Source organism: Streptomyces sp. NPDC002788 (genome assembly GCF_053592115.1).
Genome location: NZ_JBSFVB010000005.1, coordinates 106269 through 132968, shown reverse-complemented (window position 1 = coordinate 132968; position 26700 = coordinate 106269). Strand labels below are relative to the sequence as shown.

General features: G+C 72.4%; 19 protein-coding genes and 1 pseudogene. 9 read left to right on the top strand and 11 right to left on the bottom strand.

Annotation, left to right across the window (positions count from 1 at the left end):
* Together ACWD1U_RS11610 and ACWD1U_RS11605 are read right to left on the bottom strand one after the other, a co-directional pair.
* Positions 1 to 1511 (bottom strand): ATP-dependent helicase (locus ACWD1U_RS11610; protein WP_451106618.1); only part of this gene is annotated, 1511 nt, incomplete at its 3' end.
* A gap of 368 nt (positions 1512 to 1879) precedes the next feature.
* The gene (locus tag ACWD1U_RS11605) at positions 1880 to 2269 is read right to left on the bottom strand and encodes an MGMT family protein (protein WP_451106617.1); all 390 of its coding nucleotides are present in this window, start codon (positions 2267 to 2269) and stop codon (positions 1880 to 1882) included.
* 185 nt (positions 2270 to 2454) lie between these two features.
* On the opposite strand from ACWD1U_RS11605, the gene ACWD1U_RS11600 reads away from it, so the two are divergent.
* The 3 genes from ACWD1U_RS11600 (at position 2455) to ACWD1U_RS11590 (ending at position 8455) form a co-directional block, all read left to right on the top strand.
* Positions 2455 to 5187, top strand: coding sequence for a lysylphosphatidylglycerol synthase domain-containing protein (locus ACWD1U_RS11600; RefSeq protein WP_451106615.1), 2733 nt, complete (start codon positions 2455 to 2457; stop codon positions 5185 to 5187).
* 129 nt (positions 5188 to 5316) lie between these two features.
* Positions 5317 to 6852 (top strand): alpha/beta fold hydrolase, encoded by a 1536-nt coding sequence (locus ACWD1U_RS11595; protein WP_451106613.1) that lies wholly within the window; start codon positions 5317 to 5319, stop codon positions 6850 to 6852.
* Positions 6853 to 6985: 133 nt separating this feature from the next.
* Positions 6986 to 8455: an alpha/beta hydrolase gene (locus ACWD1U_RS11590; RefSeq protein ID WP_451106611.1), complete on the top strand. Its 1470-nt coding sequence runs from the start codon at positions 6986 to 6988 to the stop codon at positions 8453 to 8455.
* Positions 8456 to 8666: 211 nt separating this feature from the next.
* Here ACWD1U_RS11590 and ACWD1U_RS11585 read toward each other — a convergent pair whose 3' ends face one another.
* The 8 genes and pseudogenes from ACWD1U_RS11585 to ACWD1U_RS11550 all read right to left on the bottom strand — a co-directional run bounded on the left by ACWD1U_RS11585 (position 8667) and on the right by ACWD1U_RS11550 (position 19451).
* Positions 8667 to 9761 (bottom strand): alanine racemase, encoded by a 1095-nt coding sequence (locus tag ACWD1U_RS11585; protein ID WP_451106610.1) that lies wholly within the window; start codon positions 9759 to 9761, stop codon positions 8667 to 8669.
* A gap of 324 nt (positions 9762 to 10085) precedes the next feature.
* Positions 10086 to 11264, bottom strand: coding sequence for an adenylyltransferase/sulfurtransferase MoeZ (gene moeZ, locus ACWD1U_RS11580; RefSeq protein ID WP_451106608.1), 1179 nt, complete (start codon positions 11262 to 11264; stop codon positions 10086 to 10088).
* 63 nt (positions 11265 to 11327) lie between these two features.
* Positions 11328 to 12076: pseudogene (locus tag ACWD1U_RS11575) on the bottom strand (spherulation-specific family 4 protein).
* Positions 12064 to 13023: an NAD-dependent epimerase/dehydratase family protein gene (locus tag ACWD1U_RS11570; protein WP_451106607.1), complete on the bottom strand. Its 960-nt coding sequence runs from the start codon at positions 13021 to 13023 to the stop codon at positions 12064 to 12066. Before ACWD1U_RS11570 ends, ACWD1U_RS11575 begins: the two are co-directional and overlap by 13 nt.
* Positions 13024 to 13140: 117 nt before the next feature.
* Positions 13141 to 14592, bottom strand: a complete 1452-nt coding sequence (locus ACWD1U_RS11565) for a hypothetical protein (RefSeq protein ID WP_451106605.1) — start codon at positions 14590 to 14592, stop codon at positions 13141 to 13143.
* Positions 14589 to 16367 carry a DUF3492 domain-containing protein gene (locus ACWD1U_RS11560; RefSeq protein WP_451106603.1) on the bottom strand — a complete coding sequence of 593 codons (1779 nt, stop codon included), beginning with the start codon at positions 16365 to 16367 and terminating at the stop codon, positions 14589 to 14591. The genes ACWD1U_RS11565 and ACWD1U_RS11560 overlap by 4 nt, the downstream gene beginning before the upstream one ends.
* A 577-nt stretch (positions 16368 to 16944) precedes the next feature.
* The gene (locus ACWD1U_RS11555; protein WP_451106601.1) at positions 16945 to 18366 is read right to left on the bottom strand and encodes a DUF3152 domain-containing protein; all 1422 of its coding nucleotides are present in this window, start codon (positions 18364 to 18366) and stop codon (positions 16945 to 16947) included.
* An 8-nt stretch (positions 18367 to 18374) separates the two neighbouring features.
* A complete protein-coding gene (locus ACWD1U_RS11550) occupies positions 18375 to 19451 on the bottom strand; it encodes an alpha/beta fold hydrolase (RefSeq protein WP_451106599.1) in 1077 nt (358 codons plus the stop codon).
* 256 nt (positions 19452 to 19707) lie between these two features.
* Here ACWD1U_RS11550 and ACWD1U_RS11545 point away from each other — a divergent pair, with 256 nt between their 5' ends.
* The 4 genes from ACWD1U_RS11545 (at position 19708) to ACWD1U_RS11530 (ending at position 21626) form a co-directional block, all read left to right on the top strand.
* Positions 19708 to 19932 carry a hypothetical protein gene (locus ACWD1U_RS11545; protein WP_451106597.1) on the top strand — a complete coding sequence of 75 codons (225 nt, stop codon included), beginning with the start codon at positions 19708 to 19710 and terminating at the stop codon, positions 19930 to 19932.
* Between the two features lie 207 nt (positions 19933 to 20139).
* Positions 20140 to 20787 carry a TetR/AcrR family transcriptional regulator gene (locus tag ACWD1U_RS11540; RefSeq protein WP_190049469.1) on the top strand — a complete coding sequence of 216 codons (648 nt, stop codon included), beginning with the start codon at positions 20140 to 20142 and terminating at the stop codon, positions 20785 to 20787.
* 135 nt (positions 20788 to 20922) lie between these two features.
* Entirely contained in the window at positions 20923 to 21150 is a 228-nt protein-coding gene (locus ACWD1U_RS11535) for a DUF3107 domain-containing protein (RefSeq protein ID WP_086844348.1), read from the top strand.
* A 206-nt stretch (positions 21151 to 21356) separates the two neighbouring features.
* Positions 21357 to 21626, top strand: coding sequence for a hypothetical protein (locus ACWD1U_RS11530; RefSeq protein ID WP_451106594.1), 270 nt, complete (start codon positions 21357 to 21359; stop codon positions 21624 to 21626).
* Positions 21627 to 21710: 84 nt separating this feature from the next.
* Here the strand turns inward: ACWD1U_RS11530 and ACWD1U_RS11525 are convergent, their stop codons facing one another.
* A complete protein-coding gene (locus ACWD1U_RS11525) occupies positions 21711 to 22457 on the bottom strand; it encodes a ferritin-like fold-containing protein (protein ID WP_451106592.1) in 747 nt (248 codons plus the stop codon).
* A gap of 477 nt (positions 22458 to 22934) precedes the next feature.
* Here ACWD1U_RS11525 and ACWD1U_RS11520 point away from each other — a divergent pair, with 477 nt between their 5' ends.
* Together ACWD1U_RS11520 and ACWD1U_RS11515 are read left to right on the top strand one after the other, a co-directional pair.
* Complete coding sequence (locus ACWD1U_RS11520; RefSeq protein WP_451106591.1) at positions 22935 to 25667, top strand: DEAD/DEAH box helicase; 2733 nt, start codon at positions 22935 to 22937, stop codon at positions 25665 to 25667.
* 99 nt (positions 25668 to 25766) lie between these two features.
* On the top strand, positions 25767 to 26639 hold the full coding sequence (locus ACWD1U_RS11515) for an alpha/beta fold hydrolase (protein WP_451106589.1): 873 nt from the start codon (positions 25767 to 25769) through the stop codon (positions 26637 to 26639).
* The last annotated feature ends 61 nt before the right edge of the window (positions 26640 to 26700 follow it).

Genomic DNA, 26700 nt, shown 5'->3' with positions numbered 1-26700 from the left:
TCCGCCGACAGGTCGGAGATGGGGGCGTCCTCCGCCGACAGGTCGGAGATGGGGGCGTCCTCCGCCGACAGGTCGGAGATGGGGGCGTCCTCCGCCGACAGGTCGGAGATGGGGGCGTCCTCCGCTGAGAGGTCATGGGTGTGGGCGTCCTCCGCTGAAAGGTCCCCCTCGGGCTCCCGCGGCTCTGAAGAGCCCGGCTCGCAGACCCCCGTGTCGGCAGCCCCGGCCACCGCCCGCAAAGCCGTCAGCAGCGGTGCCACCGCCGGTTCGTGCCGCAGCGGCACGTCGTCGCCGTCGACGTCCACGGGTACGCCCGCCGCCGTGAGGGCGCGGCGGACCGCGGGGATGATGCGGGAGCCGGCACGCACCAGGACGGCCATCTCGCTCCACGGGACACCGTCCTCCAGGTGGGCCCTGCGAAGGATGTCGGCGATGTTGTCCAGCTCCGTCCCGGCCGTCGGGTACGTGTACGCCTCGACGCGGCCGCCGTCCCGTACGGGCGCGAGTTCGCGGTGAGCGCGCACCTTCTCGGCGGGCAACCGCGTCAGCGGCATGCGCTGGGTCAGCAGCCGGGTGGCGGCCAGCAGCGCGGCGCCGGAGCGGCGGGACGTGCGCAGCACCGCGACGGGGGCGGGGCGGCCGTCCGCACGCGGGAAGGCGTGCGGGAACTCCAGGATGCCGTTCACGTCCGCCCCGCGGAACGCGTAGATCGACTGATCGGGGTCACCGAACGCGACGAGCGTGCGGCCGCCGCCGGCCAGGGCGTGCAGGAGTCGTACCTGAGCGGGATCGGTGTCCTGGTACTCGTCGACGTAGACGGCGTCGTACCGGGCGGCGAGCCACGCGGCGACCTCGGGCCGGCGGGCGAGGAGCACCGCGCGGTACACGAGTTCGGCGTAGTCGATCACGCCTTGCAGGTCGAGCACGTCGAGGTACTCGGCGAGGAACGCGGCCGCGGCGCGCCAGTCGGGGCGTCCCGTGCGGCGGGCGAAGGCGTCCAGGGCCTCGGGGCCCAGGCCCAGCTCGCGGCTGCGGGCGAGGACCGCGCGGACCTCGTCGGCGAAACCGCGGGTGGTCAGGCAGGCGCGCAGCTCGTCCGGCCAGCGCACGTGCGCGAGCCCGAGCCGCTCCAGGTCCACCTGGCCCGCGAGCAGCTCCCGCACCGAGACGTCCTGCTCGGGGCCGGACAGCAGCCGCATCGGCTCCACGAACAGGTCGCTGTCCTGGTGGGCGCGGACCAGGGCGTAGCAGAACGAATGGAAGGTGGCGGCCCGGGGAGCGCGGGCCGCCCCGGTCCGCAGGGCCATGCGGTCGCGCAGTTCGACGGCCGCCCTGCGGCTGAACGTGAGGACCAGGACGCGCTCGGGATTCCCGCCCCGGGCGATCCGCTCGGCCACGGACTCCACGAGCGTGGTGGTCTTGCCGGTGCCGGGGCCTGCGAGGACGAGCAGCGGGCCTGCCGCGTGGTCAACCACGGAACGCTGCGAGGCGTCCAGAAGAGGGGGGTCCACGCGGGCAGGAGGGGTACGTACCAGTCGGTAGGCGCCACGGCTCCCCCGCCGCACCCGGGGGTGCGACAGGCCGCTGGTGGAGGAAGAGGAGCTCACGTGGTTCGCCGGTCCTGGTGGAAGTGCTGGTTGGCGGGCCACCGCGCGTGGCGGGTGACCGCGGGGTGACGGGGACAGGTGCAGCCGACGCTACGCCGACGGGTGAGGCGGAAGCAGGGCTTCCCCTTCTTCCCCCCGGTCACTCGCGGCACTCCGGGCACCCTCGGCACTCATGTCCCTCACCTCCCGAACGTACGTCATGCCACCGAACCGCCCCGGTTCCCCCGTCCGGATCACGGGTCACACAGGAGGCCGTCCGATGGCGGAAGCTGTCAGGTGTGACCCTCCGCGCGATCGTCGCCGTCCCACCGCGCCCGTCTCATGTCGATGCGCGGCAGGTGGCCCTCGGCGGCCCGGCTCGCCTCCTTCAGGGGCGTGCCCTCCTCCCGGTAGTGCCCGAGCGCCCGCTGCTCGTGCCCCGGGAGCAGGGCGCCGTCCGCGCGGACGACCCGCCACCACGGCACGGCTCCCCCGTAGAGCGCCATCACCCGGCCGACCTGCCGCGGACCGCCCTCCTGCAGCCACTCGGCGATGTCGCCGTAGGTCATGACACGGCCCGGCGGGATCAGTTCCGCGACGTCGAGGACCCGCTCGGCGTACGGGGGCAGCGCTTCCGCGCCGCCGTCCTCGTACCCGCCCCCCACAGGGCTCTGCTCACTCATCCGCCCCATCCTGCCCCACCCCACCGACAACGGGCCGTGCCCGCTCCCGAGCGTCCGTCTCGCCCGGCACAGGCGCGTCGGGCAGACTGTCCGCCCCGCATGTGCACCCTGATGCCCCCGTGTATCGGTGTGGCATGCCACCATCGTGCGGGCGGTGACCGGTGATACGAGACCAAGAAGAGACGATGAAGCAGCAGGGTGCGCACCCCGAGGACACGGAGGGCACCTCTGACGCCTCGTCGCGCCCGGGCGCTCCGGACGACGGCCGGAAAACGGCCGCGAAGAAGGCCCGGACGGCCGCCGAGGAGCCCGACGTCGCGCACATCGACGAGGTGGAGGGCGACGAGCCACTGCTCCCCGCGCGCGTGCACCGCCCGTCCGATCTGATGCGGCTCCTGGTGGGCGTGCTCGCCGTCGCGGTGCTGATCGGGATCGCCGCGTTCGCGCACGGCACCACCTCGGGCCTCGAACAGGACATCAACAAGGGCACCGGGCAGGCTCCCGACCTGCTCATCAAGATCGCGGGGCTGGCCTCCAGCATCGCGATCCTGCTGGTGCCGGTCGCTTTCGCCATCGAGCGGCTGATCAAACGGGACGGCCTCAGGATCGCCGACGGCGTCCTCGCGGCGGTCCTCGCGCACGGTGTGACCCTAGCCACCGACCTGTGGGTCGCCCGGGCCGCCCCCGACTCGATCCAGGAGGCGCTCACCCAGCCCTCCCCCGGCGACATCCACGCGCTGACCGACCCCGTGCACGGCTATCTGGCGCCGGTCATCGCGTACATGACGGCCGTCGGCATGTCCCGCAGACCGAGGTGGCGCACGGTCCTGTGGGTCGTGCTGCTCCTCGACGCCTTCTCGATGCTCGTCACCGGGTACACGACCCCGTTCTCGATCATCCTGACCGTGCTGATCGGCTGGACCGTGGCCTACGGCACGCTGTACGCGGTCGGCTCACCCAATGTCCGGCCCACCGGGAAGACCCTGATGGCGGGTCTGCGGACCGTCGGCTTCCGTCCGGTCAGCGCGTCCCGCGAGGACATCTCGGACAACAGCCCGGACACCGGCGACCGGGGCCGCCGCTACTTCGTCGCCCTTGAGGACGGCCCGCCCCTGGACGTGACCGTGGTCGACCGGGAGCAACAGGCCCAGGGCTTCTTCTACCGCGCCTGGCGCAACCTGACCCTGCGCGGCTTCGCCACCCGCAGCAGTCTGCAGTCGCTGCGCCAGGCCCTGGAGCAGGAGGCGCTGCTGGCGTACGCGGCCATCGCGGCCGGTGCCAACGCACCCAAGCTGATCGCCACCTCCGAGCTCGGCCCCGACGCGGTGATGCTCGTCTACGAGCACAGCGGCGGCCGCACCCTGGACTCGCTGTCCGACGAGGAGATCACCGACGACCTGCTGGGCGACACCTGGCACCAGGTGAAGGCCCTGCAGTCGCGGCGTATCGCGCACCGCAGGCTGGTGGGTGACGCGATCCTGGTGGATGGTTCCGGCACGGTGATCCTCACCGACCTGCGCGTCGGCGAGATCGCGGCCGGCGACCTGCTGCTGCGCATGGACATCTCCCAACTGCTGGTGACCCTCGGCCTCCGAGTGGGTGCCGAGCGGGCGGTGGCCTCGGCGGTGGGCGTGCTCGGTCCGGACGCGGTGGCGGACTGCCTGCCGATGCTCCAGCCCATCGCACTCAGCCGCTCCACGCGCGCGACGCTGCGCCGGTTGGCCCGGGAGCGGGCACAGCGCGAGCGCGAGGCGGTCCTCGATGCGTCCCGGCAAGCCAAGCAGACGCGACTGGAGGAGACCTCGGACCAGACCGCGCCGGTCCTGGAGAAGCCCGACAAGAAGGCCGTACGGGCGGAGCAGCGGGCCGAGAAGCAGGCCATCGACGAGGCCCTGGAGGAGGCGCGCGAGGAGGACCTGCTCTCGCAGATCCGGCAGCAGGTGCTGCGGATCAGGCCTCAGGCTCCGGTCGAGCCGGCCCGCCTGGAGCGGGTCCGGCCCCGCACGCTGATCAGTTTCATCGCCGGCGCGATCGGTGCGTACTTCCTGCTGACGCAGCTCACGCACATCGAGTTCGGGCCGCTCATCGCGAACGCCGAGTGGGGCTGGGTCGCCGCGGCCGTGCTGTTCTCGATGGCCAGCTACGTCGCGGCGGCGCTGGCCCTGCTGGGGTTCGTGCCCGAGCGGGTGCCGTTCCTGCGGACCGTGGCGGCCCAGGTGGCCGGTTCGTTCGTGAAGATCGTCGCCCCGGCGGCCGTGGGCGGTGTCGCCCTGAACACGCGCTTCCTGCAGCGCGCGGGGGTGCGCCCGGGGCTCGCGGTGGCGAGTGTGGGCGCGTCGCAGTTGTTCGGGCTGGGCTGCCACATCCTGATGCTGCTGGCCTTCGGCTATCTCACCGGCACCGAGAAGACGCCCTCGCTGTCGCCGTCCCGGACGGTCATCGCCGGCCTGCTGACGGTGGCGGTGCTGGTGCTCGTCGTGACCTCGGTGCCGTTCCTGCGGAAGTTCGTCGTCACGCGCGTGCGGTCGCTGTTCGCCGGCGTCGTGCCGCGCATGCTGGACGTGCTGCAGCGGCCGCAGAAGCTGGTCACCGGCATCGGCGGCATGCTGCTGCTGACGGCCTGCTTCGTGATGTGCCTGGACGCCTCGATCCGCGCGTTCGGCGACGAGACCACCTCGATCAGCATCGCCAGCGTCGCCGTCGTCTTCCTCGCGGGCAACGCCCTGGGCTCCGCGGCGCCGACGCCGGGCGGTGTGGGCGCGGTGGAGGCGACCCTGACGGTCGGTCTGATCGCTGTCGGGCTCCCCAAGGAGGTCGCGGCACCGGCGGTTCTGCTGTTCCGTCTGCTGACGTTGTGGCTGCCCGTGCTGCCGGGCTGGCTGGCCTTCAACCATCTCACCCGCAAGCAGGCCCTTTAGGGGTCCTTGCGCTATGCCCGCCCGGGTCGGACGCTCATAGTGCAATGCCCCCTCAGCCTCAGCGACCCCTCTTACCTCGTACGGCACACGTCCCGCGCGTACCGCTTCGGGCCGCCGCAGGATGGAACCATGCGACTGCGCGCCGCCGCCCTGGCCTCCGCCGTGCTGCTGTCCGCCGTGCTGGCGGGCTGCGGTGGTGCCGACGACGCCAAGGACGAGGACCTCACGCGGCAGAAACTGGACTGGAAGGCCTGCCCGGCCCCGGACGAGGCCCAGGGCGGCGGTGCTCCGCCCTCGCCGCTGCCCGACGGCGGCGAGTGGCAGTGCGCCACCATGAAGGCGCCCCGCGACTGGGACGACCCCAAGGGCGACACGATCGGCCTCGCACTGATCCGGGTCGGGACCACCGGCGACGACAGCGCACGCATCGGCTCGCTCATCTTCAACTTCGGCGGCCCCGGCGGCTCGGGCGTCGCCTCGCTGCCCTCCTTCGCGGAGGGTTACGAGACTCTGCGCACCCGCTACGACCTGGTCAGCTTCGACCCGCGCGGAGTCGGCCGCAGCGAGCCCGTGATCTGCGAGAACGACCAGGAGCTCGACGCGTACTTCCAGCAGGACGCGACCCCTGACGACGCCGCCGAGCGCGCCGCACTCCTCGACAACACCACGGAGTTCAACGACACCTGCGAACAGAACTCCGAGAAGATGCTGCCGCACGTGCGCACCACCGACGCGGCGCGCGACCTGGACCTGATGCGCCAGGTCCTCGGCGACGGCAAGCTGCACTACTTCGGCATCTCCTACGGCACCGAACTCGGCGGTGTCTACGCCCACCTGTTCCCCAAGAAGGTCGGCCGGGCGGTGTTCGACGCCGTCGTCGACCCCACCCAGAACGCCGAACAGGGCTCGCTGGCGCAGGCCAAGGGCTTCCAGCGCGCGCTCGACAACTACGCCGAGGACTGCGTGTCGAAGACCGAGGAGTGCCCGGTCGGCGACAGCGCGCAGGACGTGAAGGACCGTATCGCCACACTGCTGAAGGATCTCGACCGCAGGCCGATTCCCGGCGTCTTCCCCCGCGAACTGACCCAGACCGCGGCGACCAACGGCATTGTGCAGGCGCTGTACTCGCAGGACTTGTGGGAGTACCTCACCGAGGGCCTGCAACAGGCGTACGGGGGCGACGGCAGCATCCTGATGCTGCTGTCCGACTCGATGAACGGACGCAGTGAGAACGGCGAGTACGACAACTCGTCCGCCGCCCACACCGCCATCAGCTGTGCCGACACCAAATCGCGCTACGACACCGCCTACGTGGAGCGGAAGCTGCCCGAGTTCCGGGCCGCGTCCGCCCTGTTCGGCGACGTCCTGGCGTGGGGCATGATCGGCTGCACCGACTGGCCCGTGGCGGGCGCCGCCGACCATCCGGAGGTGAGCGCGCCGGGCGCGGCGCCGATCCTGGTGGTCGGAAACACCGGTGACCCGGCCACGCCGTACGAGGGCACGCGGAAGATGGTGGACGCGCTGGGCAAGGGCGTGGGTGTGGAGCTGACGTACCGGGGGCAGGGACACGGCGCCTACAACAGCGAGAACACGTGCGTGCAAGGCGCTGTGAACGGCTACCTGCTGGACGGGAAGGTCCCGCCGACGGGCACCGTCTGCACCTGACACCGCGAGCGAGCTCGACGAACACGCAGGTCAGAGAGTTATCCACAGGCTGGAACGGCTGGCGCGGCATCTGCCTACCATGGCCTGACCGCCATCCGCGGCATGGAGCGGACGGCCTGAGGGGGGATGGGCAATGACGCGCTTCGTACGGTGGACCGCTCTGGCGGCCGCCTCGGCCCTGCTGGCCGCGGGCTGCAGCGGCGGCTCGTCGGACGACGGCAGGGACGGGCTGTCCTGGGGCCGGTGCGAGGCCACGGCCGAGGCGCCCGCGCCGAGCGGTGAATGGCAGTGCGCCACGCTGAAGGTGCCGCTGGACTGGTCGAAGCCGGACGGCGAGACGATCGGCCTGGCCCTGATCCGCTCCAAGGCCCGCAGTGCGGATCGCGTCGGCTCGCTTCTGTTCAACTTCGGCGGCCCGGGCGCCTCGGGCGTGTCCATGATGCCGTCCTATGCCCCGACGGTCTCCAAGCTCCGTGAGCGGTACGACCTGGTGAGCTGGGACCCTCGCGGCGTGGGCGCCAGCGAAGGGGTGCGCTGCCGCGGCGACAAGGAGATCCAGGCGGCCGAGTCGGTGGACATCACTCCGGACACGGCCGCCGAGGAGAAGGCGTACTTCGCGGACGCCGCCGACTTCGCCGAGGGCTGCCGGAAAGACGCCGGAAAGCTGATGGCGCACGTCTCCACCGCCGACTCGGCCCGCGACATGGACCGCATCCGCGAGGTCCTCGGCGACGAAAAGATGCACTACTTCGGCATCTCCTACGGCACCGAACTGGGCGGCACGTATGCCCACCTGTTCCCGAAGAACGTGGGACGCATGACCCTGGACGCGGTCGTCGACCCCGGCGCCGACACCGTGGGCCACGCCCAGAACCAGGCAAGGGGCTTCCAGCGCGCGCTGAACGGCTACCTCGAGTCCACGGGCCAGGACCCGCGGGAGGGCTCGCGGAAGATCGCGGACCTGCTGCGGCGCATCGACACCCGTCCGCTGCCGACGGCCACGCCGGGGCGCAAGCTGACCCAGACGCTCGCGGTCACCGGGATCATCCTGCCGCTGTACAGCAAGGACAGCTGGCCGACGCTGACCAGCGCCCTCGCCGCGGCCGAGCGGGGGGACGGCTCGGAGCTGCTGGCCCTCGCCGACGGCTACAACGAACGCGAGCCCTCGGGGCGTTACGGCACGACGACCCACGCGCAGCGGGTCATATCGTGCCTGGACGACAGGCAGCGGCTGACCCCGGCCGAGACCCGGAAGCTGCTGCCCCGGTTCGAGAAGATCTCCCCGGTCTTCGGGACGTTCCTCGGCTGGGACACGGCCGGCTGGTGCCACGACTGGCCGGTGCCCGGACAGCACGACACCCCGGAGGTGAGCGCCCCCGGCGCGGCACCGGTCCTGGTGGTCGGCAACACGGGCGACCCGGCCACCCCCTACGAGGGTGCCCGGAGGATGGCCGACGAGCTGGGCAAGGGCGTCGGAGTGATGCTCACCTGGCGGGGCGAGGGACACGGCGCGTACGGCAGCGGGAGCGACTGCGTCGACTCCACGGTGAACGCGTACCTGCTGGACGGTTCGGTACCGAAGGACGGCAAGGTCTGCTCATGACGACGACGGGGGCTCCGGCCACCTGTGGTGCCCGGAGCCCCCACCGCTCGGAAAGGAGGCCGGCTACGGCTCGGTTCGCCGGCCGGTCCGGTCAGTAGACGGGCAAGTCACGCGGAACCCAGCCGCACCTGCGGGCTGACACCACACCCGCACGGCGGTCGGTCGCACGGCCAGGTGCGCGACCGCACCTGCCCGGTGCCGCCGCCCGCCGTCAGGTATTGGCCCCTCGTGCCGCCACCGCCCAGCGGTCCACGATCTGCCCACCTTGCACTATGACCAGTTCGTCGGCCAGGTTCACCGGCGTGCACACGTGATTGGGAACGACCGCGACCGCGGTTCCGAGCGGTGGGGCCGTGATGCCCTCGGGCAGCACAACCGTGGCGTGGTGTTCGGACAGCGACGTCACAGACGCGTCCGGAAAGTCAGGAAGATATCCGTGGCCGGTCACCCACGGGGACCTGTCCGACCCCAGCACCTTGCTGCCGACGTCGAGCACGAAGCGACCCGCAGCCGGCATGCTCACCACCGTCGCCACGGCGTGCACGGCAAGGTCGGCCGCACTGCAGGTGCCGATGGCCAACTGGGTCGCGTCGTTGAAGACGTACACGCCAGGCCGCAGTTCGTTCACCACACCCGGCTTCCACCGTCCCGCCGTCGGTGTCGAGCCCCCGCTGACCACCCGGGCAGACAGGCCCACGGCGTTCAGGGCTTCCGCAGCCTCGCCGAGCGCCAGTTCTTCTTCGCGCGCCGCCTGCTCACGGGCCTGCGGGTCGCGCCGGTAACCATGCCCGGGGAAGGTGAACACTCCGGCAACGCCCAACCCGGCATCGGCTGCCGCCTTGCCCACCGTGGCGGCGTCGGCCGGGAGGACTCCGGTGCGGTGGTGACCGCTGTCGACCTCGATCACCACTTCGACCGGACTCGCAGTCCCCCGAACTGCACGCCCCAGACGCTGGACACTCTCGACGGAGTCGGCCCCGACGCGCAGGGCTGCGGTCTCTGCGAGCCGACGCAGTCGCCTCGCCTTGCTGTCATCGACCCACAACGGATAGGCGACGAACAAATCGGTGGCACCACCACGGGCGAAAACCTCAGCCTCGCCAACCGTGGCCACCGTAAGGCCCACTGCTCCCGCGCCGATCTGCCTGTCGGCGATCTCCAGACACTTGTGCGCCTTCGCATGAGGACGCACCGCAAAGCCGCCAGCCTTGGCCGCGGCCGCCAACCGGCTGATGTTGCGCTCCATCACGTCGATGTCCACCACCAGCGCGGGCGTGACCATGCCTTCAGAAAGACCAGTGCTCAAATCCGTGCACCTCCACCGGCAGATCACGCGCAGACGATCACCCGTGGTTCCTCTCGAGAACCAACCGACCGCAGAGCCCGGCCATAAAAGCGCATGAAAGCGACAGGCAGGCCGATTGGGAGGAGGTGCGGCACCACGACATCACGAGTTCAAGTCGAGTAGCGGAGCCGGTGTCCGACCTTCGTGCGGCATTCAGGCACTTGCGGGCCGTCCCTGGGCCGTGCAAGGTCACCCGACGCCGACCGACAACGACACAAGCCCACGGCATCCGAACCGGTCGGAGCCGTGGGCTTCGTCAGTCCCGCTGGTCAGCGGAAGGGGTGGTCAGTAGACCGGCTTGTCCGGCTCGATCTGGTTGACCCAGCCGATCACGCCGCCGCCGACGTGGACCGCGTCCGAGAAGCCCGCGGACTTCAGGACCGCGAGGACTTCCGCACTGCGGACACCCGTCTTGCAATGCAGGACGATCTTCTTGTTCTGGGGGAGGCTCTCCAGGGCGGTGCCCATGAGGAACTCGTTCTTCGGGATCAGCCGGGCGCCCGGGATGGAGACGATCTCGTACTCGTTCGGCTCGCGGACGTCGATGATGTCGATGCTCTCGCCGTCGTCGATCCACTCCTTGAGCTGCTTGGGAGTGATCGTGGAGTCGGCGGCCGCCGCCTGGGCCTCCTCGGACACGACGCCGCAGAAGGCCTCGTAGTCGATGAGCTCCGTGACGGTCGGGTTCTCGCCGCAGACCGCGCAGTCGGGGTCCTTGCGAACCTTGACCTGGCGGTACTGCATCTCCAGTGCGTCGTAGATCATCAGCCGGCCGACCAGCGGCTCACCGATGCCTGCGAGGAGCTTGATGGCCTCGTTGACCTGGATGGAGCCGATGGACGCGCACAGCACGCCCAGGACGCCGCCCTCCGCGCAGGAGGGGACCATGCCGGGGGGCGGGGGCTCCGGGTAGAGGCAGCGGTAGCAGGGACCGTGTTCGGACCAGAAGACGGAGGCCTGGCCGTCGAAGCGGTAGATCGAACCCCATACGTACGGCTTGTTCAGCAGCACGCAGGCGTCGTTGACCAGGTAGCGGGTCGCGAAGTTGTCCGTGCCGTCGACGATCAGGTCGTACTGGCTGAAGATCTCCATCACGTTGTCGGCCTCGAGCCGCTCCTCGTGAAGGATCACGTCCACGTACGGGTTGATGCCCTTGACGCTGTCGCGGGCGGACTCGGCCTTGGAACGGCCGATGTCGGACTGGCTGTGGATGATCTGGCGCTGCAGGTTCGACTCGTCGACCTCGTCGAACTCCACGATGCCGAGGGTGCCGACGCCCGCGGCGGCCAGGTACATCAGCGCCGGCGAGCCCAGGCCGCCGGCGCCCACACACAGCACCTTGGCGTTCTTCAGCCGCTTCTGCCCGCCCATCCCGACGTCGGGGATGATCAGGTGGCGGGAGTACCTGCGAACCTCGTCTACGGTGAGCTCGGCAGCCGGCTCGACCAGGGGTGGCAACGACACGGGGACTCCGTTGGTCGGTCAATCACTACGGTTGTTCTCCCCGTAACAGTGCCATGTGCTTTTTCATTCCGAGACACCTGTTCCGACCAGCGAGACGACGTCGTCCCAGTAGCCGGGCATGGCCTCCCAGGGGTCGGCGTGGCCGCCGCGGTCCGTGCGGTCGGTGAACCCAGACCGTCGCGGCGCCCTGCCGGCGGGCGATGCGCAGCCCCTCCTCCAGGTGGAGGCGGGGCACCCCGTGGACGAAGTGGCAGAAGCGCTCGGGCGCATGCTCGGCGGTCCACTCGGCCACCTGCGACCAGCGGTAGTCGCTCCACGGGCCGGAGAAGGTGACCAACTGGTCGACGAGGTCGACGTAGCCCGGGTGCGGGTGGATGCCGTGACCGAGGACGACGTGCGCCTCGTCACGGACGACACAGAGGGTGGGGACCGTGCGGCGTACCTCGGGCAGTCCGACGTGGTCCGCCAGGCAGCGCTCCAAGAGGAAGCCGTCGACCTGGTACCAGTCGACGAACCGATGGGCGTCCGAGATCAGCTCACCGAAGTTCCGGGTGACGTAGCAGGTGTCGAGGTGGCCGAGGACGCGGGTGCCCGCGTTGCGCAGGCGGCCGGCCGCCTCCAGGCAGTGCGGGGCGGGGCGGGTGCCGGGGCCGTCCGCCACGTTGAGGACCACCCGGTGCAGCGGGGTTCCGGGCGGGTGAGTTCGCCCCATCCGGTGGGGGCGAGGAGGGGGTGAGCGTAGCCGGGGGCGCCGACGCCGGGGTTGAGTTCCGTGCCGGAGGTGCTGGCCTGGTGCTGGTCAGATGCGGCATGCCGCCTCCATCCAGATGTCGGCCAAGGACTCCTCCAGGCCGATCCGGGGCCGCCAGCCGAGCCGGTCGCGGGCGGTGCGGACGTCGGCCTGCTGCCAACTGCCGCAGCCGTCCGGGTACGGGTACGCGACCGGAGGCGCGTGGTCCGGGTCCGGGCGGGGGTGCCCGATGGCCGGGCGCAGCGCACCGGGTGGGCCGTCGAGTTCGTTGAGGGCGCCGCCGTATCCGGCCACGCGGGCGAGGACCGCGGCGGCGTCGCGCAGGCGCACGGCGCGGCCGGAGCCGATGTTGACGACGCCCTGCGCGGCGGAGAGCGAGGCGGCGTGCACGGCACGGGCCACGTCGCGGACGTCGATGAAGTCGCGCTGTGCGCCGAGGCCGCCCAGTTTCAGCTCGCCGTCGCCGGTCTGCATGGCGCGGCGCATGGCCTCGGCGAGACGGCCCAGCGGGGAGCCGGCGGGGGTACCGGGTCCGGCCGGGGAGAAGACGCGCAGGACGACGGCGTCCAGGCCGGAGCCGAGGACGAGTTCGGTGGCGGCGAGTTTGCTGACGCCGTACGGGCCGCCGGGCCGGGGCACGGCGTCCTCGGCCGTGGAGGAGCCGGGCTGGCTGGGTCCGTACTCGGCGCTGCACCCGATCTGCACCAGCCGGGCACCGCAGCCGCTGCGGCGCAGGGCCTCGCAGACGGTGGCCACGGCGACGGTGTTGTGGCGGGTGAGTTCGCGGGCACCGCCGCGGGTGGCGCCGGCGCAGTTGACGACGACTCCCGGGTGGACCGCGTCGAGGAAGCGGGTGAGAGCGCCGGGGCTGCCGGACGCGAGGTCGAAGCGGACGTCGGCGTCGTCGCCGCGGCCGAGTGCGGTGAGCTGCACGGCCGGGTCGGCGAGGAGACGGTCGGCGACGAAGCGCCCGATGTAGCCGTTGGCTCCGATCAACAGGACTCTCATCGCGCGGCTCCCGTCGTGGCCGGGGCTCCTGGCTGGGTGGTCATGCGGGTTCTCCTTGAGGCGGGAGGGACGGGTGTGACGGGTGCCGCCCGCGGCGGTGGGCCGGGGCAGCGGCGGTCACCGAGAGGGCTCCGGCGGCGCATGGGCCGAGGCCCGGGTCAGCTTGCGGGTCGCGTGGATCAGGAGGGCCAGGGCCGCCGCCCCGCAGGCGAGGGCCGGGACGCTGCCGGCGCCCCAGGCGGTGACGAGGGCTTCGACGGGGATGGCCAGGAAGCCGCACCCGGGCAGGCGGGAGGTGAACACTGCGGCGAGAGCGGCCGCCTCGACCGTGACGGTCGCGGCGAGGACCACGGCCGGGGCGTAGGTGTAGCCGTGGGCGGTGAGGAGGCGGGCCAGAAAGAGGAGGGTGCCCAGGGCGATGGCCTCCGCGTAGGCCGGGGGCTCGTCGAGAAGGGTGGTGCAGAGGGTGAGCAGGGCGATCAGGGCGGCCACGAACAGGGCGACCGTGCCGAGCAGGAGCGGTCGCACGGAGGCGGCGAAGTCCTCCAGGCCGCGGCTCGCCACGAGCTTGCGGCGGGCCCGCACGGTGAGGAGGTGGGCGGTCCAGGCCGCCGGCGCGCATGCCAGGGCGAGTGCCAGGACGGGGGCGGCGGCGAGGGGCCAGGGGTCGTCGGCCGTGCCGGTGGGCAGGGCGTCGGGGCCTCCGGCGAGGGCGCTGTGGAGCAGGCCGTTGCCCAGGAGGGAGTAGGCGAGGAGCCACAGGGTCCACGTGGTGGTCCTGCCCTGGGCCGCGCCGGGCCGGGGCCCGGGCCGGCCCGCGTCGGTCCTGCTCAGGGGACCCCGGCGCACGGCCGCGCGAAGGGCCAGGGCGACGGCGACCGCTCCGGCTGCCGCCACGAACAGGCGTGCCTGGCCGTGGGTGAGGTGCACGGCTGTCACGGCGGCGGCGCACAGCGCTCCGGGCAGGAGCGTCAGGAGGGCCCAGTCGGCGCGTACTCGGGGGGCGGCGGGCCTGGTGGGCGGGGGCGCGTCCCCTTCCCGGGAGACCCGCGCGTACATCTCCTCGGCCAGGGAGAAGACGTCCCGGTGCCGGAAACGGGCGGCGGTGCGGTCGGTGATGCCGTGCGCTTCCAGTCCCGCGGCGATCTCGAGCGGGTCCACCGCGCGTTCGCAGAGTTCTCGGTGACGGTGCATCAGCACCATCACGGGGTCGGCGGTACCGCGGCGCGGGGCGGACGGCTTGCCGTCGGCGGCCGTCCGCCGTGGCGCGGGCACTGTGCGACCGCCCCTGACCTCCGAGCCAGACACCTGACCACCGGCAACCGCCTCCCCCGGCGCGAGCACAGTGCCGCCACCCCTGACCTCCGAGCCAGACACCTCACCACTGGCGACCGCCTCCCGACCAGCAGGCGCTTTACCGCCCACAGCCGCCTCCGAGGCAGACGGCGCACCCGGCCCCTCCGGGGCAGGCGCCGGGAACGCAGGGCCCAGTGCCCGCTCCGATTCGGCGTCCCACGACCCCGGGCCGGCCGGGGTTCCCGGCCGGTCCCGTTCGCCCAGGTCCTTCATCGCGCTCCCTCCGGGGCGGAGACGGGCGAGGAGGCCCGTACGGAGTTGCCGGCGGCCCGGCCGGGACCACTGAGGGCGGCGAGGCGCGGCGGCGGGGCGGACCAGCTCACCGGGATCTGCGCCTCGGCGGGAACCGCGAAGGGCAGCGGCTCCCCCGCCCTGTCGAGCACGACGCGGCGGACGGGCGTGCGCGAGACGATCTCCAGGTAAATGCCGTGAAATGCCTCGATGTTCTGCTCGACCGTGAACAGTTCGAGGGCCCGGGCGCGTGCGGCGGCGCCCAAGCGCTCACGGCGCTCGGGGTCGCGCAGCAGCGCCACGCACGCCTCGGCGAGCGCCCGGGGATTGCGCGGCGGCACCACGAGCCCTGTGCCGCCGATGATCTCCACGACCGCGCCGACGTCCGTCGAGACGGTCGCGCACCCGCAGAGCATGGCCTCGACGAGCCCGAGGGGGAAGCCCTCGACGACGCTGGACAGCACGGTCACGGCGGCCGAGGCGTAGGCATCGGCGCAGAACGGGAGTTCCGGCCCGCCGATCTCCTCGAAGGACACCGGGTTGTCGCCGTCGGAGTGCGGCCCTTCGGCCTCGTCGGGAAAGAGCTGGGCGGCCAGGGTCCTGCAGTGGCCGAGGTAGGCCGCGCCCTCGGGGCCGGCGGCGGCTCCGACGATGCGCAGGCGGGTCCTCGGCTCCTGTTTGCGGATCTCCGCGAAGGCGTGCAGCAGGGAGACGAGGTCCTTGGCGGGCGCGACGTGGCCGACCCAGACGAGCGTGTGCGGGTCCGCCCACTCCGGGGACTCGCCCACCTCCGCGAAGGGCCGGGCGTCCATGCCGGGGTAAACCGTCCGGAGCTTCTCGCGGTCGGCGCCGCAGCGCTCCTGCCAGCGGCGGGCGTGCGTGTTGCCGGCGGTGACCACCTCGGCCTGCCGGTAGGCCTCGGCCGCGAGCCGGCCCTGGAAGGCCGCGAGCAGGGACCGTACGGCGGGCGGGGCGTCGGGGGCGGAGAGGTAGTGCGTCCGCAGGCGTACGCCGTACTCGGTCACCATCAGGGGCACGCCGGTGAAGTGGCGGGCCAGCAGGCCCGGCAGGGCGGCCGTGCCGCCGGAGGCGGCGTGGCAGAGGTCGACCGCACCGAGGCCGTCATCCTCGTACCAGTCGAGGGAGAGGGGGCTCAGGGCGCGTTCCAGGTACGCGGCCACGGCGAGCAGATCCGGTACGCGCGCCTCGCGCGCGGACCGGTGGGCGCCGGGCGCACGACAGGCGCGTTCCAGGGTGCGCACGGCGGCCTCCGAGCGGAGCACTCCGGCCAGGCCCCCCTCGTCGCGGGCGAGTTCGGCAAGCCCGTAGAGCGCGTTGGCGAAACGGTCCGCCTCACCGGTCGGCGCGCCCCCGGGAACACCCGCGATCGACGCACCCCCAGCGGCACCGGAGGCAGCAAGGGCACCAGAGGCAGCGGCCGGCACACCCCCGGACGCCTCCGCGGGCACCCCGCACAGCACTCGCGCCAGTTCCCCGAAGCACTCGGTGAATCGCCGCCGCGCCCGGCGCCCCAGCACCACCTCGTCGTCCTCGGCCATCCACAGCGACGCGGTCCGCACCCGGCGGACGTTCGGCGGCAGCGGGATCCAGCCCTCGTCCTCCTGCTGTTCGCTGCGGCTGAGCGCGTAGACGTCGAACTCGTGCTGGGCGAGCCCGTGCACCAGCCGGTCGCACCAGAGCCTGGCGTCACCGCTCACATACGGATAGCCACCCTCCGTAAGCAGTCCGATGCGCACGAGTGCACCCCCGATCTCCCGTATGGGGAGCCGCCGTTGCCCGGCGGCTCGCAGCGGGACGAACGTATGCGGACAAGGCGGTGGTGCGATGGACGGTTGTCCGTCGCACCACCAAAAGGGGTGAACGGTCGTAACTTTCCCGTGCGGATCCGGTTCCGTCGCGCTAGGAGATCAAGTGAACGCGGAACGTCACGCTGCGGCCAGCCCCTCGCGCCCTCCGGCTCGCGCATCGGCCGGCTCCCGTCGCCGCGCCCGGCGCGCGTACGACGGTCAGGCCGTGGAGGACGGAGACCAGCGCGAGCCCCGGTTCGCGCCGCGACTTGCCCAGGGCCGCCACAGGGGCCAGCTGGTGACGTCGAGGGCGGAGACCGCCTCGTCGCAGACGATGACGCGCGGGTCGGTCGCAAGGCCCGGGCGATCCGAGGGTCGTCTCGCCGCTGCCGCTCTCGCCGACGATGCCGAGGTCTCGCCGCGGCGCGGGGCCGGCGACAGGTCGACGGCCGTGAAGGGCCGCTTCCCACGCCCGAACCCGCGCCTCAGGCCGGGCGCCTCCAGCGCACGCCCCGCGGCACGACCGTCAACTGCCGGGATACGGCCAGGGGTTGGCTCGGCAGCGGATGCCGTCGTGGTCGAGGAACTTGGTCTGCTGCTGCATCACCGGGGCGAGGTCGCCGTCCTTGTCGCAGGTGACGTGGCCGTAGCCGAGGCGGTGCCCGACCTCGTGGTTGATCAGCATCTGCCGATAGGCGTGGATCTTGCTGTCGCCGTACGTCTCCGAGCCCTGGGCCCACCGGTACGCGTTGATCATCACGCGCTCGGTGGCGGCCGAGTCGCAGGAGACGTTGTCCACGGTGGTGTCCAGGCCGGACTTGGCACACCAGTCGGCGGTGGTGCCGGGGCTGGCGAGGGTGATCACGAAGTCGGGCTTGCCGGAGTAGATGCGCTCGAAGGTACGCGCGCCGTTGTGGGCCCAGCTGCGCCGGTCGTTGAGCGTCTTCTGCACGGCCTCGGCGAACAGTCGGCCGTCCAGCCCGAGCCCCTGCTCCACGTCCACCCGGTAGGTGAACTTCTGCCCGGTTCCCGGCGCCTTGGCGATGCCGGGGACGGCGTCGAACTTCCCCGACGCCTTGAGCTTGGCGCCGAGCGGGTAGATCCGGCCCATCTGCTCGTCGTACGTCAGCGGGGTCGCGCTGGGTTCCGGGGCCGGAGCCCGTCCGTCCGCGCGGGACGCGGAGTCCCGGAGGTCGCGGGCCCGGTCCGTGGCGGACTGCGACTGAACGTCGGCCTTGCCCTGCTCGCCGGCGACCTGACCGGCGACGATGAGGGCCAGCACGGTGGTGACGGCGGCGGCCGCGATGCCGATGAAGGTGCGGCCCTTGCCGGGTGCGGGCGTGCCGGCGGCCCTCGCGCCGTCGTCGCCCGAACCGGAGTCGGCCGGGGTGCCGACGTTCCAGTCCGTGACGGAGGCGTAGGCGTCCGCGGCGTGTGCGGAGGCGGGCGCACGGGGCGCGAAGACGTCGTCCTCCTCGTCGAAGGCGTCGAGATACTCCTGCCGCGGCTCGGGCACGGAGGCCCGGCGCTGCCGCGGTATCGGAGCACCGACCCCGGCGGGCCCCCCGCCGGTCCCCCTCGACTCACCCCAGCCGCCCCCGGCTTCCCGCTGCTCGGGGTGTCCGCCCCGCGCTCGGGGGAAGCCGTGCGCGGGGGTGCCGTCGCCGAAACGCGGCACTCCATGCGCGGGAGTACCGTCCGGCAGCCAGCCGTCCGGCAGGCGGGGGGTGCCGTGCGGCGGTGTTCCGGGGGCCGGTGCGGGACGTGGTCCGGGCACGCTGCGCGGGCCCGGCGGCTGCCAGCCGCCCTGCGCGGAACCGGGAGGCGCCGTGCGGCTGCCCCGGCTCGTGTCCGGGCCCTGGCCCTGGCCCTGCCTCTGCGGCGACCCGGCCCTGGTGTCCGCGGAGTCACCCTTGGCGACAGGCCCACGGCGGCTGTGGCGTCCCACGTCGCGCCTCAGCCCCCCATGTTTTCGTCGGTGCGTTCCGCGTCGACGGTCTCGTCCCGCTCGGCACCCGACCTGCCCGGATCCGCCTCGCCCTCATCCCTCGCGGCGCTCCGGGCCCGCTCCGCGCCCAACTCTCCGGCCCTTTCGAGGAGTTCACGAAACGCCATGGCCACCGTCTCCGGGTACTCCATCATGGCCACATGGCCCGCATCCGGCAACGTCACCAGCCGGGAGTCACGGAAGGCCCGGGCCGCCTTCTGAGCCATGCGGAAGCCGACGAGCAGGTCACGGCCGCCGTAGACGAGCAGGGTCGGCGCGAGAACCCGTTCGGCCTGGCGCCACAGACTTTGCTGACCGCCCAGCGTGTAGGCGTTGACGATCCCGCGCGCGGAGCGCGCCATCGCGTCCCAGAAGTACGGCAACCGCAGCCGCCGCTCCATCTCCTCCACGGCGTTGCGGAATCCTTCCGGCGTCACCCGCCCGGGATCCCCGTAGCAGAGCGCCATCACGCCGCGGACCCGCTGCTCCGGCGTCCACGTCCGGGTGAGCCGGGTGAAGAGCGGTGCCACGCCGGGCACCGCCAGGAGCCCCGTGGGCACGGCGGTGCGCTGCACGCGGATTTCCGGCAGAGCGGGCGACACGAGCGTGAGCGTACGGACCAGATCGGGCCGAACCGCGGCGACACGGGTGGCGATGGCGCCACCGAGCGAGTTTCCGAACAGGTGCACGGGACCACGGCCGGAGGCGTCGAGGTACCGGATGACCGCGCGCGCGTGCCCCGTGACGGAGTAGTCGCCGTCGTCCGGCGGCGGCGAGTCGCCGAAGCCCGGCAGGTCCAGGGCCTCGCTGTCGACGGCGTCCTCCAGCAGCGGCATCAGCGCCGACCAGTTCTGCGAGGAGCCCCCGAGTCCGTGCACGTACAGCGCGGGCGGCAGCCCCTCGCGCGCGGGTGGCCTCGAGCGCACGTTCAGGGTGACGCCGGGCAGCTCGACCGACCTCAGCCGCTCGCCTTCCGCGACCCTGACGGTCCCCACCTTCGGCAGCACATTGGCGGGCGGCACGAACGGCAGCTCGGTCGAAGACATGCGGCAATGTTACGAGACGATCACGCAGTGACTCATGCGTTCGCATGTGTTCGCCGTCACAGGACTCAGCCACATGAGAAGGCCTCGGAGAAGGCACCCGGGAGCACCATGGGAAGCAGTCGACGGGATGTACACCGGGTCACGTTCCGGACGCGGATCGCATAGCGTCCGGATCGGGTGTCTCCTAGGCTCGTAGAGAGGGCACCCGCGTGTGGCCCCTGCATTCCCAGGGACGTTCGTAGGAAGGGAGCCCAGCATGGCCGTAGACCCCACCGACCCGGAGACGTTCGAGGTCGAGGATGCGCCGGAGGCGCCGGAGTTCGACGTCGAGGCCCCCGAGGTCGACGCGGCCGAGCAGCAGGCGGAGATCGCGCCGGACCGCGACGACCCGCTGACCGGCGTCGACCCGGAGCGCGCCAACGAGGCCGACCTGGCGGAACAGGCCCGGATCGTCTCGCTCGACGAGGACGACTACCGGTGACGGACGCCGCCGACGGGCGACGGACCACGCCACCGAGCAGGAAAGGGGCCGGATTTTGCCCGCTCTGACCCTGTTTGAAACCTTGTCAACCGCTTTCGTAACCGTCCGGTCCGTGAAATTCTGCGCTCTCACCGCGCACACCACGGTTACCGAAAAGTACGATGGCGACGCGGCCAGATCCGCACGTGGACGACTTTGGGAGGCGGCGTGACAGCCATCGAGCAGACAGAGGCGGTTCGCCCGCGGGGCACACGCCTGCCACGCCGTGCCCGACGGAACCAGCTCCTGGGCGCCGCCCAGGAAGTCTTCGTCGCGCAGGGGTATCACGCAGCCGCGATGGATGACATCGCCGAGCGCGCCGGCGTCAGCAAGCCGGTGCTCTACCAGCACTTCCCGGGCAAGCTCGACCTCTATCTCGCCCTGCTGGACCAGCACTGCGAGTCGCTCATCCAGGCCGTCCGGAACGCGCTCGCATCGACGACCGACAACAAGCAGCGCGTGCGGGCGACGATGGACGCCTACTTCGCGTACGTCGAGGACGACGGCGGCGCCTTCCGTCTGGTCTTCGAGTCGGACCTCACGAACGAGCCCGCCGTACGCGAGCGCGTCGACAAGGTCACCAACGAGTGCGCCGAGGCGATCTGCGACGTGATCGCCGAGGACACCGGCCTGTCGCGCGCGGAGTCGATGCTGCTCGCCTCGGGTCTGGGCGGACTCGCCCAGGTGGTGGCCCGGTCCTGGCTGCACAGCGACCGCAGCGTGCCCCGCGACCAGGCGGTGCAACTGCTCACCTCGCTGGCGTGGCGGGGCATCGCGGGCTTCCCGCTGCACGGGACGGACCAGCAGCACCACTGACGGGCGCGTTGTTCCCGCCCGGTGTTCGCTCGTGGCGTTCTCGGGCGGAGCGTGTACGTCCCCTCACCGGGCTAATGTGTGCTGCGTACGGCGCGGAAGGTCGCGCACATCACTGACCGTCGGAGGGACATAGCCGTGGAGGTCAAGATCGGCGTGCAGCACGCGCCCCGCGAGATCGTTCTGGAGAGCGGTCAGAGTGCCGAGGAGGTCGAGCGGGCCGTGTCCGAGGCGCTGGCAGGGAAGTCGCCACTGCTGAGCCTCGTGGACGAGCACGGCCGCAAGGTCCTGGTCCCGGCCGACCGACTCGCCTACGTGGAGATCGGCGAGCCGGCTCCGCGCAAGGTGGGCTTCGGCGCGCTGTAGGCGCATGCGTTCAGCGGGGCGGGACGGCTGTCGGCCGACCCGCCCCGTTCGCGTCCCCCCCCCTCGCGATCAGCCCTTGCGGCGCACCGGTTCCTCCACGGATGTAGCACGGGTCGCCCTCAGGGGTGGATTGGATTCCGCAGGTCAGGGGTAAGACGGGCTACGACCGATATGGGCAGGCCGGCCATGTGGGAGGGACCCTCGACATGCTTCTGGAAGCGCTGAGTTCCACGATGCTCGGCCTGGCTCTGGCCTGGGCGGCCACGCACCGGCTGTCGCACCGTCTCCCACCCCGCCCCCTGGTCCTGTCGACGGGTGTCGCCGGTGCCCTGTCCGGGGCCTTCGTCATGCACAGCGCGCTGGACGCCGGGCATCTGCTGCTGGTCCTGCTCGGCGCGGTGATCGTCTCGGTGGCCTCGCTGTCGCTGCTGCTGCGCCCCGCGAGGCGCCTGCGCCGACGATCCGCGACGGCGTAGCCGAAGCGGTCCGGAGCGCGGGTGGCCGCCCGGACGGCGACGGCCCGCGGCCGCCACCCGGCCGGAACCGGCCTTCGCGCAGACCTACGCGGCCAGACCCAGCGCAGCCATCCGCTTGGTGTGCGCCTCGGTGATCCGGGAGAACATCTTGCCGACCTCGGCGAGGTCGAAGCCGTCCGCGACGCCGCCCACCAGCATGGTCGACAGCGCGTCCCGGTCGGCGACCACCCGCTGGGACTGCGACAGCGCCTCACCCATCAGCCGCCGCGCCCACAGCGCGAGCCGCCCGCCGACGCGCGGGTCCGCGTCGATCGCCGCCCGCACCTTCTCCACGGCGAAACCGCCGTGCCCCGTGTCGTCGAGCACGGCCAGCACCAGGTTGCGGGAGTCGGAGTCGAGCCGGGCTGCGACCTCCCGGTAGAAGTCGCTGGCGATGGAGTCGCCGACGTAGGCCTTGACGAGGCCCTCCAGCCAGTCCGAGGGGGCCGTCTGCTTGTGGAAGCCGTCGTACGCGGCGACGAACGGCTCCATCGCCCGCGTCGGCTCCTCCCCGATCTCGGCGAGCCGGTCACGCAGCCTCTCGAAGTGGTGGAACTCGGCCGACGCCATCTTGGCCAGCTCCGCCTTGTCCTCCAGCGTCGGCGCCAGCTTGGCGTCCTCCGCCAGCCGCTCGAACGCCGCCAGCTCCCCGTACGCGAGCGCGCCGAGCAGGTCCACGACCGCGGCACGGTACTGCGGGTCGACGGAGGCCGTCGCCCAGTCCCGGGCGGCGACCGAGGTGGGTTCGGCGGCGGTGTCCGAGGCGTTCTCAGGCTTGTCAGAGCTCGTCATGAAGCGCACAATAGCCCGCTCACCGGGAGGCGCGAATCCCTGGTCAATCACTGTGACGACGACTACGTGACCGAATCGGCCATCGCGTGTGCGCCGATCCGGGGTATGGTGGTAATGCGCCTGCTGGTACGTCGTCGTACCTCGACAGGCCGCACGTATGAGGATGCCCGGTCGGTGGCCCGATCGGCTCCGACCCGACAGACCTCCCGTCCGTACGGCACAGTGCGTACGGATGCCGGAGGGACACCCTCAGCGGCATGAGCGCTAGAGCGTCGGCGCGGTCCCGTGCTCTACGGCCCGCCCGTAGGCAGCCGACGTCCCCGCACGGTCCTTGACACGACCCCCGCGCTCGCCTCGCGCCGCCCACACAGAAGAGGCAGCACCCTGACTACGACGTTCCGAGAGCTCGGAATCCTCCCCGAGACCGCCGAGGCCCTGGAGGCCGTCGGCATCATCACCCCCTTCCCCATCCAGGAGATGACGCTCCCCGTGGCCCTGTCGGGCAAGGACGTCATCGGCCAGGCCAAGACCGGCACCGGCAAGACGCTGGGCTTCGGCCTCCCGCTCCTCGAGCGCGTCACCGTCCCCGCCGACGTCGAGGCCGGACGCGCCGAGCCCGAGGACCTCACCGACGCCCCGCAGGCCCTGATCGTCGTCCCCACGCGCGAGCTGTGCACGCAGGTCACCAACGACCTGCTGACCGCCGGCAAGGCGCGTAACGTGCGCGTCCTCGCGATCTACGGCGGCCGGGCCTACGAGCCCCAGGTCGAGGCCCTCAAGAAGGGCGTCGACGTGGTCGTCGGCACCCCGGGGCGGCTGCTCGACCTTGCCGGGCAGAAGAAGCTGAACCTGAAGCACATCAGGTGCCTGGTCCTCGACGAGGCCGACGAGATGCTCGACCTGGGCTTCCTGCCCGACGTCGAGAAGATCATCAACATGCTGCCGGTCCGGCGCCAGACCATGCTGTTCTCGGCCACCATGCCGGGCGCGGTCATCGGCCTGGCCCGCCGCTACATGTCGCAGCCCACGCACATCAGCGCCACCTCCCCGGACGACGCGGGCGCGACGGTCGCGAACACCAAGCAGTACATCTACCGCGCGCACAACATGGACAAGCCCGAGATGGTCGCGCGCATCCTCCAGGCCGAGGGCCGGGGACTGGTCATGGTCTTCTGCCGCACCAAGCGCACGGCGGCCGACCTCGCCGACCAGCTCAAGCAGCGCGGCTTCGCCTCCGGCGCGGTCCACGGCGATCTGGGCCAGGGCGCCCGTGAGCAGGCGCTGAGGGCGTTCCGCAACGGCAAGGTGGACGTGCTCGTCTGCACCGACGTCGCCGCCCGCGGCATCGACGTCGAGGGCGTGACGCACGTCATCAACTACCAGTCGCCGGAAGAAGAGAAGACGTACCTGCACCGCATCGGCCGTACGGGCCGCGCGGGCGCGAAGGGTACGGCGATCACGCTCGTCGACTGGGACGACATCCCGCGCTGGCAGCTGATCAACAAGGCGCTGGACCTGGGCTTCAACGACCCGCCCGAGACGTACTCCACGTCCCCGCACCTCTTCACCGACCTCGGCATCCCCGAGGGCACGAAGGGCATCCTGCCGCGCTCGGAGCGCACGCGCGCCGGGCTGGACGCGGAGGAGCTCGAGGACCTGGGCGAGCCGGGCGGCCGCGGACCGCGCGGGCGTGGCGACCGGGGTGGTCGCGGCGGCCGGGAGGAGTCCCGTTCGGCCGACCACGAGCGTCCGTCCCGTACGCCGCGACGCCGCCGCCGTACCCGCGGCGGGACGCCGCAGGACGGGGCACCGGAGACCGCAGGCACCACGGCACCGGAGGCCACGGCGCCCGGCGGTACGGCCGAGGCGGAGGCCGTCACTGCGCCTCGCACCCCGCGTCGCCGTCGCCGCACCCGCGGCGGAGCCCCGGCCGGGACGGCTCCGGCCGCAGCGGTCGAGGCACCCGCGTCGGAGCAGGCGGAGACCTCCGTGGCCACGGCCGAGGGCACGGCCGCGGAGTCCCCCGAGGCGGCTGCGAAGCCCCGCCGGCGCCGCACGCGCAGGTCGGAGACGCCGGTGGAGACGCCGGTGATGGAGACCGAGGCCGCGGTGACACCGCTGGTCGCGGAGGCCGAGTCGGTCACTGAAGGTGTGACCGCCGAGCCCGAGGCCGCCGCCAAGCCGCGCCGCCGCACCCGCAAGACAGCGGCGTCCGGGGCCGAGTCGGCCGTCGACACGGCCGAGGGCAGCACCGAGTCCGCGCCGGAGCCGACCGAGACGAAGCCGCGCCGCCGCACCCGCAAGACGGCCGCCGCAGCGGAGGAGGCCGTCGACACGGCCGAGGCCGCGGAGACCAAGCCGCGCCGTACGCGCAAGGCCGTGGCAACGGCCGAGGCCGCGGTGACACCGCCGGTCGCGGAGGCCGAGTCGGTCACTGAAGGTGTGACCGCCGAGCCCGAGGCCGCCGCCAAGCCGCGCCGCCGCACCCGCAAGACAGCGGCGTCCGGGGCCGAGTCGGCCGTCGACACGGCCGAGGCCGCGGACACCAAGCCGCGCCGTACGCGCAAGGCCGTGGCAACGGCCGAGGCCGCCGTCGACACGGCCGACGCCGCTGAGACCAAGCCGCGCCGTACACGGAAGACCGCCGCCGCGGCCGAGGCCGCAATCGACACGGCCGAGGGCACGGAGGCCAAGCCGCGCCGCCGCACCCGCAAGGCCACCGAAACGGCCACCGCCGAGATCCCGGCCCAGACGGTCCAGGAGCCGGAGGCAGCCGAGGCCAAGCCGCGGCGTACCCGCAAGGCGGCGGCCGCCAAGGCGGTGGAAGCGGTCGACACGGCCGAGACCACCGAGGCGAAGCCGCGCCGTGCGCGGAAGACGGCTGCCGCGACTCCGGACACGGAGGCTCCCGAAGCCGCCGAGACCAAGCCGCGCCGTACACGGAAGACCGCCGCCGCGGCCGAGGCCGCCGTCGACACGGCCGAGGGCACGGAGGCCAAGCCGCGCCGCCGCACCCGCAAGGCCACCGAAACGGCCACCGCCGAGATCCCGGCCCAGGCCGATCAGGAGCCGGAAGCGGTCAAGCCGCGCCGTACGCGGAAGGCGACCACGGCCGCCACGGCCGCTGCCTCCGAGGAAGCGACGGAGGCGAAGCCCAAGGTGCGTCGCACCCGCAAGGCCGCGGCCACCGCGGAGCCCACGGAGGGCTGACGCCCCTCTTCGACGGCCCGGCCCCCGCACAGGGGCCGGGCCGCCGGCGTTCCCGGGGGCACCCGGCCGGCCCCGCCCCCACCCGCTACCCTCACCCCCGTGACCAGCCACCCCGCCTTCCCCCCGCCTCCGGGCGCCCGCGCATACCGTCTGCGCACAGCGCGCGGTGAGTTCGCCGTCGTCGACTCGTCGCCGAAGGTGGGTGCGGAAGTCAGGGGAGTCGCCCTGATGCTGCCCGGGTTCACCGGGAGCAAGGAGGACTTCCGGCTGCTGCATGAGCCGCTCGCAGAGCGCGGGTACCGGGTCGTCGCCGTGGACGGGCGGGGGCAGCACGAGTCGGACGGGCCCGCGCACGACGAATTCGCGTACGCGCAGGGGGAACTGGCCCGGGACGTGCTCGCGCAGGCCGAGGCGCTCGGCGGGCCCGTGCACCTCGTCGGGCACTCGCTCGGCGGGCAGATCGCCCGTGCGGCCGTGCTCCTCGACCACTCCCCCTTCCGCTCCTTCACCCTGGTCTCGTCCGGGCCGGCGGAGATCTCCGTCTCGCAGCAGCAGCGCGTGAAGCTGCTGCGGGACGCGCTCGCGGTGATGTCGATGGAGGAGGTCTGGGAGGCCATGCGGGCGATGGGGCCGCCGGAAGAGGTCGGCGGGCCCGCCCGCGGCCTCGGCGACCAGGAGCAGTTGCGCCGCCGCTGGCTGGGCAACCGGCCCGCCCAACTGCTCGCGACCGGCCGTCAGCTGTGCACCGAGCCGGACCGCGTCGCCGAACTCGCCGCCGTGCCGCTGCCGTTGCACGTCCTGTCGGGCGCGCGTGACGACACCTGGCCGGTGGCGGTCCTCGACGACATGGCCCTCCGGCTGAAGGCGCACCGTACGGTCATCGCTGGGGCCGAGCACTCCCCCAACGCAGACAGTCCGCTGCCCACGGCCCACGCCCTCGCCGACTTCTGGGACAGCGTGCAGCGGGCTTAGACCTGGCTAAGGGGTCCTTGCACTGTGCCCGCCCGGGTCGCGCGGCCTGGCACAGCGCCTC

What these genes read in the sequence shown, in the direction of transcription:
- ACWD1U_RS11565 (WP_451106605.1), bottom strand. Translation starts at nt 14,592, where the DNA reads ATGAAGGACCTGGGCGAACGGGACCGGCCGGGAACCCCGGCCGGCCCG.
- ACWD1U_RS11520 (WP_451106591.1), top strand. Translation starts at nt 22,935, where the DNA reads ATGACGCTCCCCGTGGCCCTGTCGGGCAAGGACGTCATCGGCCAGGCC.
- ACWD1U_RS11525 (WP_451106592.1), bottom strand. Translation starts at nt 22,457, where the DNA reads ATGACGAGCTCTGACAAGCCTGAGAACGCCTCGGACACCGCCGCCGAA.
- ACWD1U_RS11600 (WP_451106615.1), top strand. Translation starts at nt 2,455, where the DNA reads ATGAAGCAGCAGGGTGCGCACCCCGAGGACACGGAGGGCACCTCTGAC.
- ACWD1U_RS11545 (WP_451106597.1), top strand. Translation starts at nt 19,708, where the DNA reads ATGGCCGTAGACCCCACCGACCCGGAGACGTTCGAGGTCGAGGATGCG.
- ACWD1U_RS11550 (WP_451106599.1), bottom strand. Translation starts at nt 19,451, where the DNA reads ATGTCTTCGACCGAGCTGCCGTTCGTGCCGCCCGCCAATGTGCTGCCG.
- ACWD1U_RS11605 (WP_451106617.1), bottom strand. Translation starts at nt 2,269, where the DNA reads ATGAGTGAGCAGAGCCCTGTGGGGGGCGGGTACGAGGACGGCGGCGCG.
- ACWD1U_RS11590 (WP_451106611.1), top strand. Translation starts at nt 6,986, where the DNA reads ATGACGCGCTTCGTACGGTGGACCGCTCTGGCGGCCGCCTCGGCCCTG.
- ACWD1U_RS11570 (WP_451106607.1), bottom strand. Translation starts at nt 13,023, where the DNA reads ATGAGAGTCCTGTTGATCGGAGCCAACGGCTACATCGGGCGCTTCGTC.
- ACWD1U_RS11595 (WP_451106613.1), top strand. Translation starts at nt 5,317, where the DNA reads ATGCGACTGCGCGCCGCCGCCCTGGCCTCCGCCGTGCTGCTGTCCGCC.
- ACWD1U_RS11530 (WP_451106594.1), top strand. Translation starts at nt 21,357, where the DNA reads ATGCTTCTGGAAGCGCTGAGTTCCACGATGCTCGGCCTGGCTCTGGCC.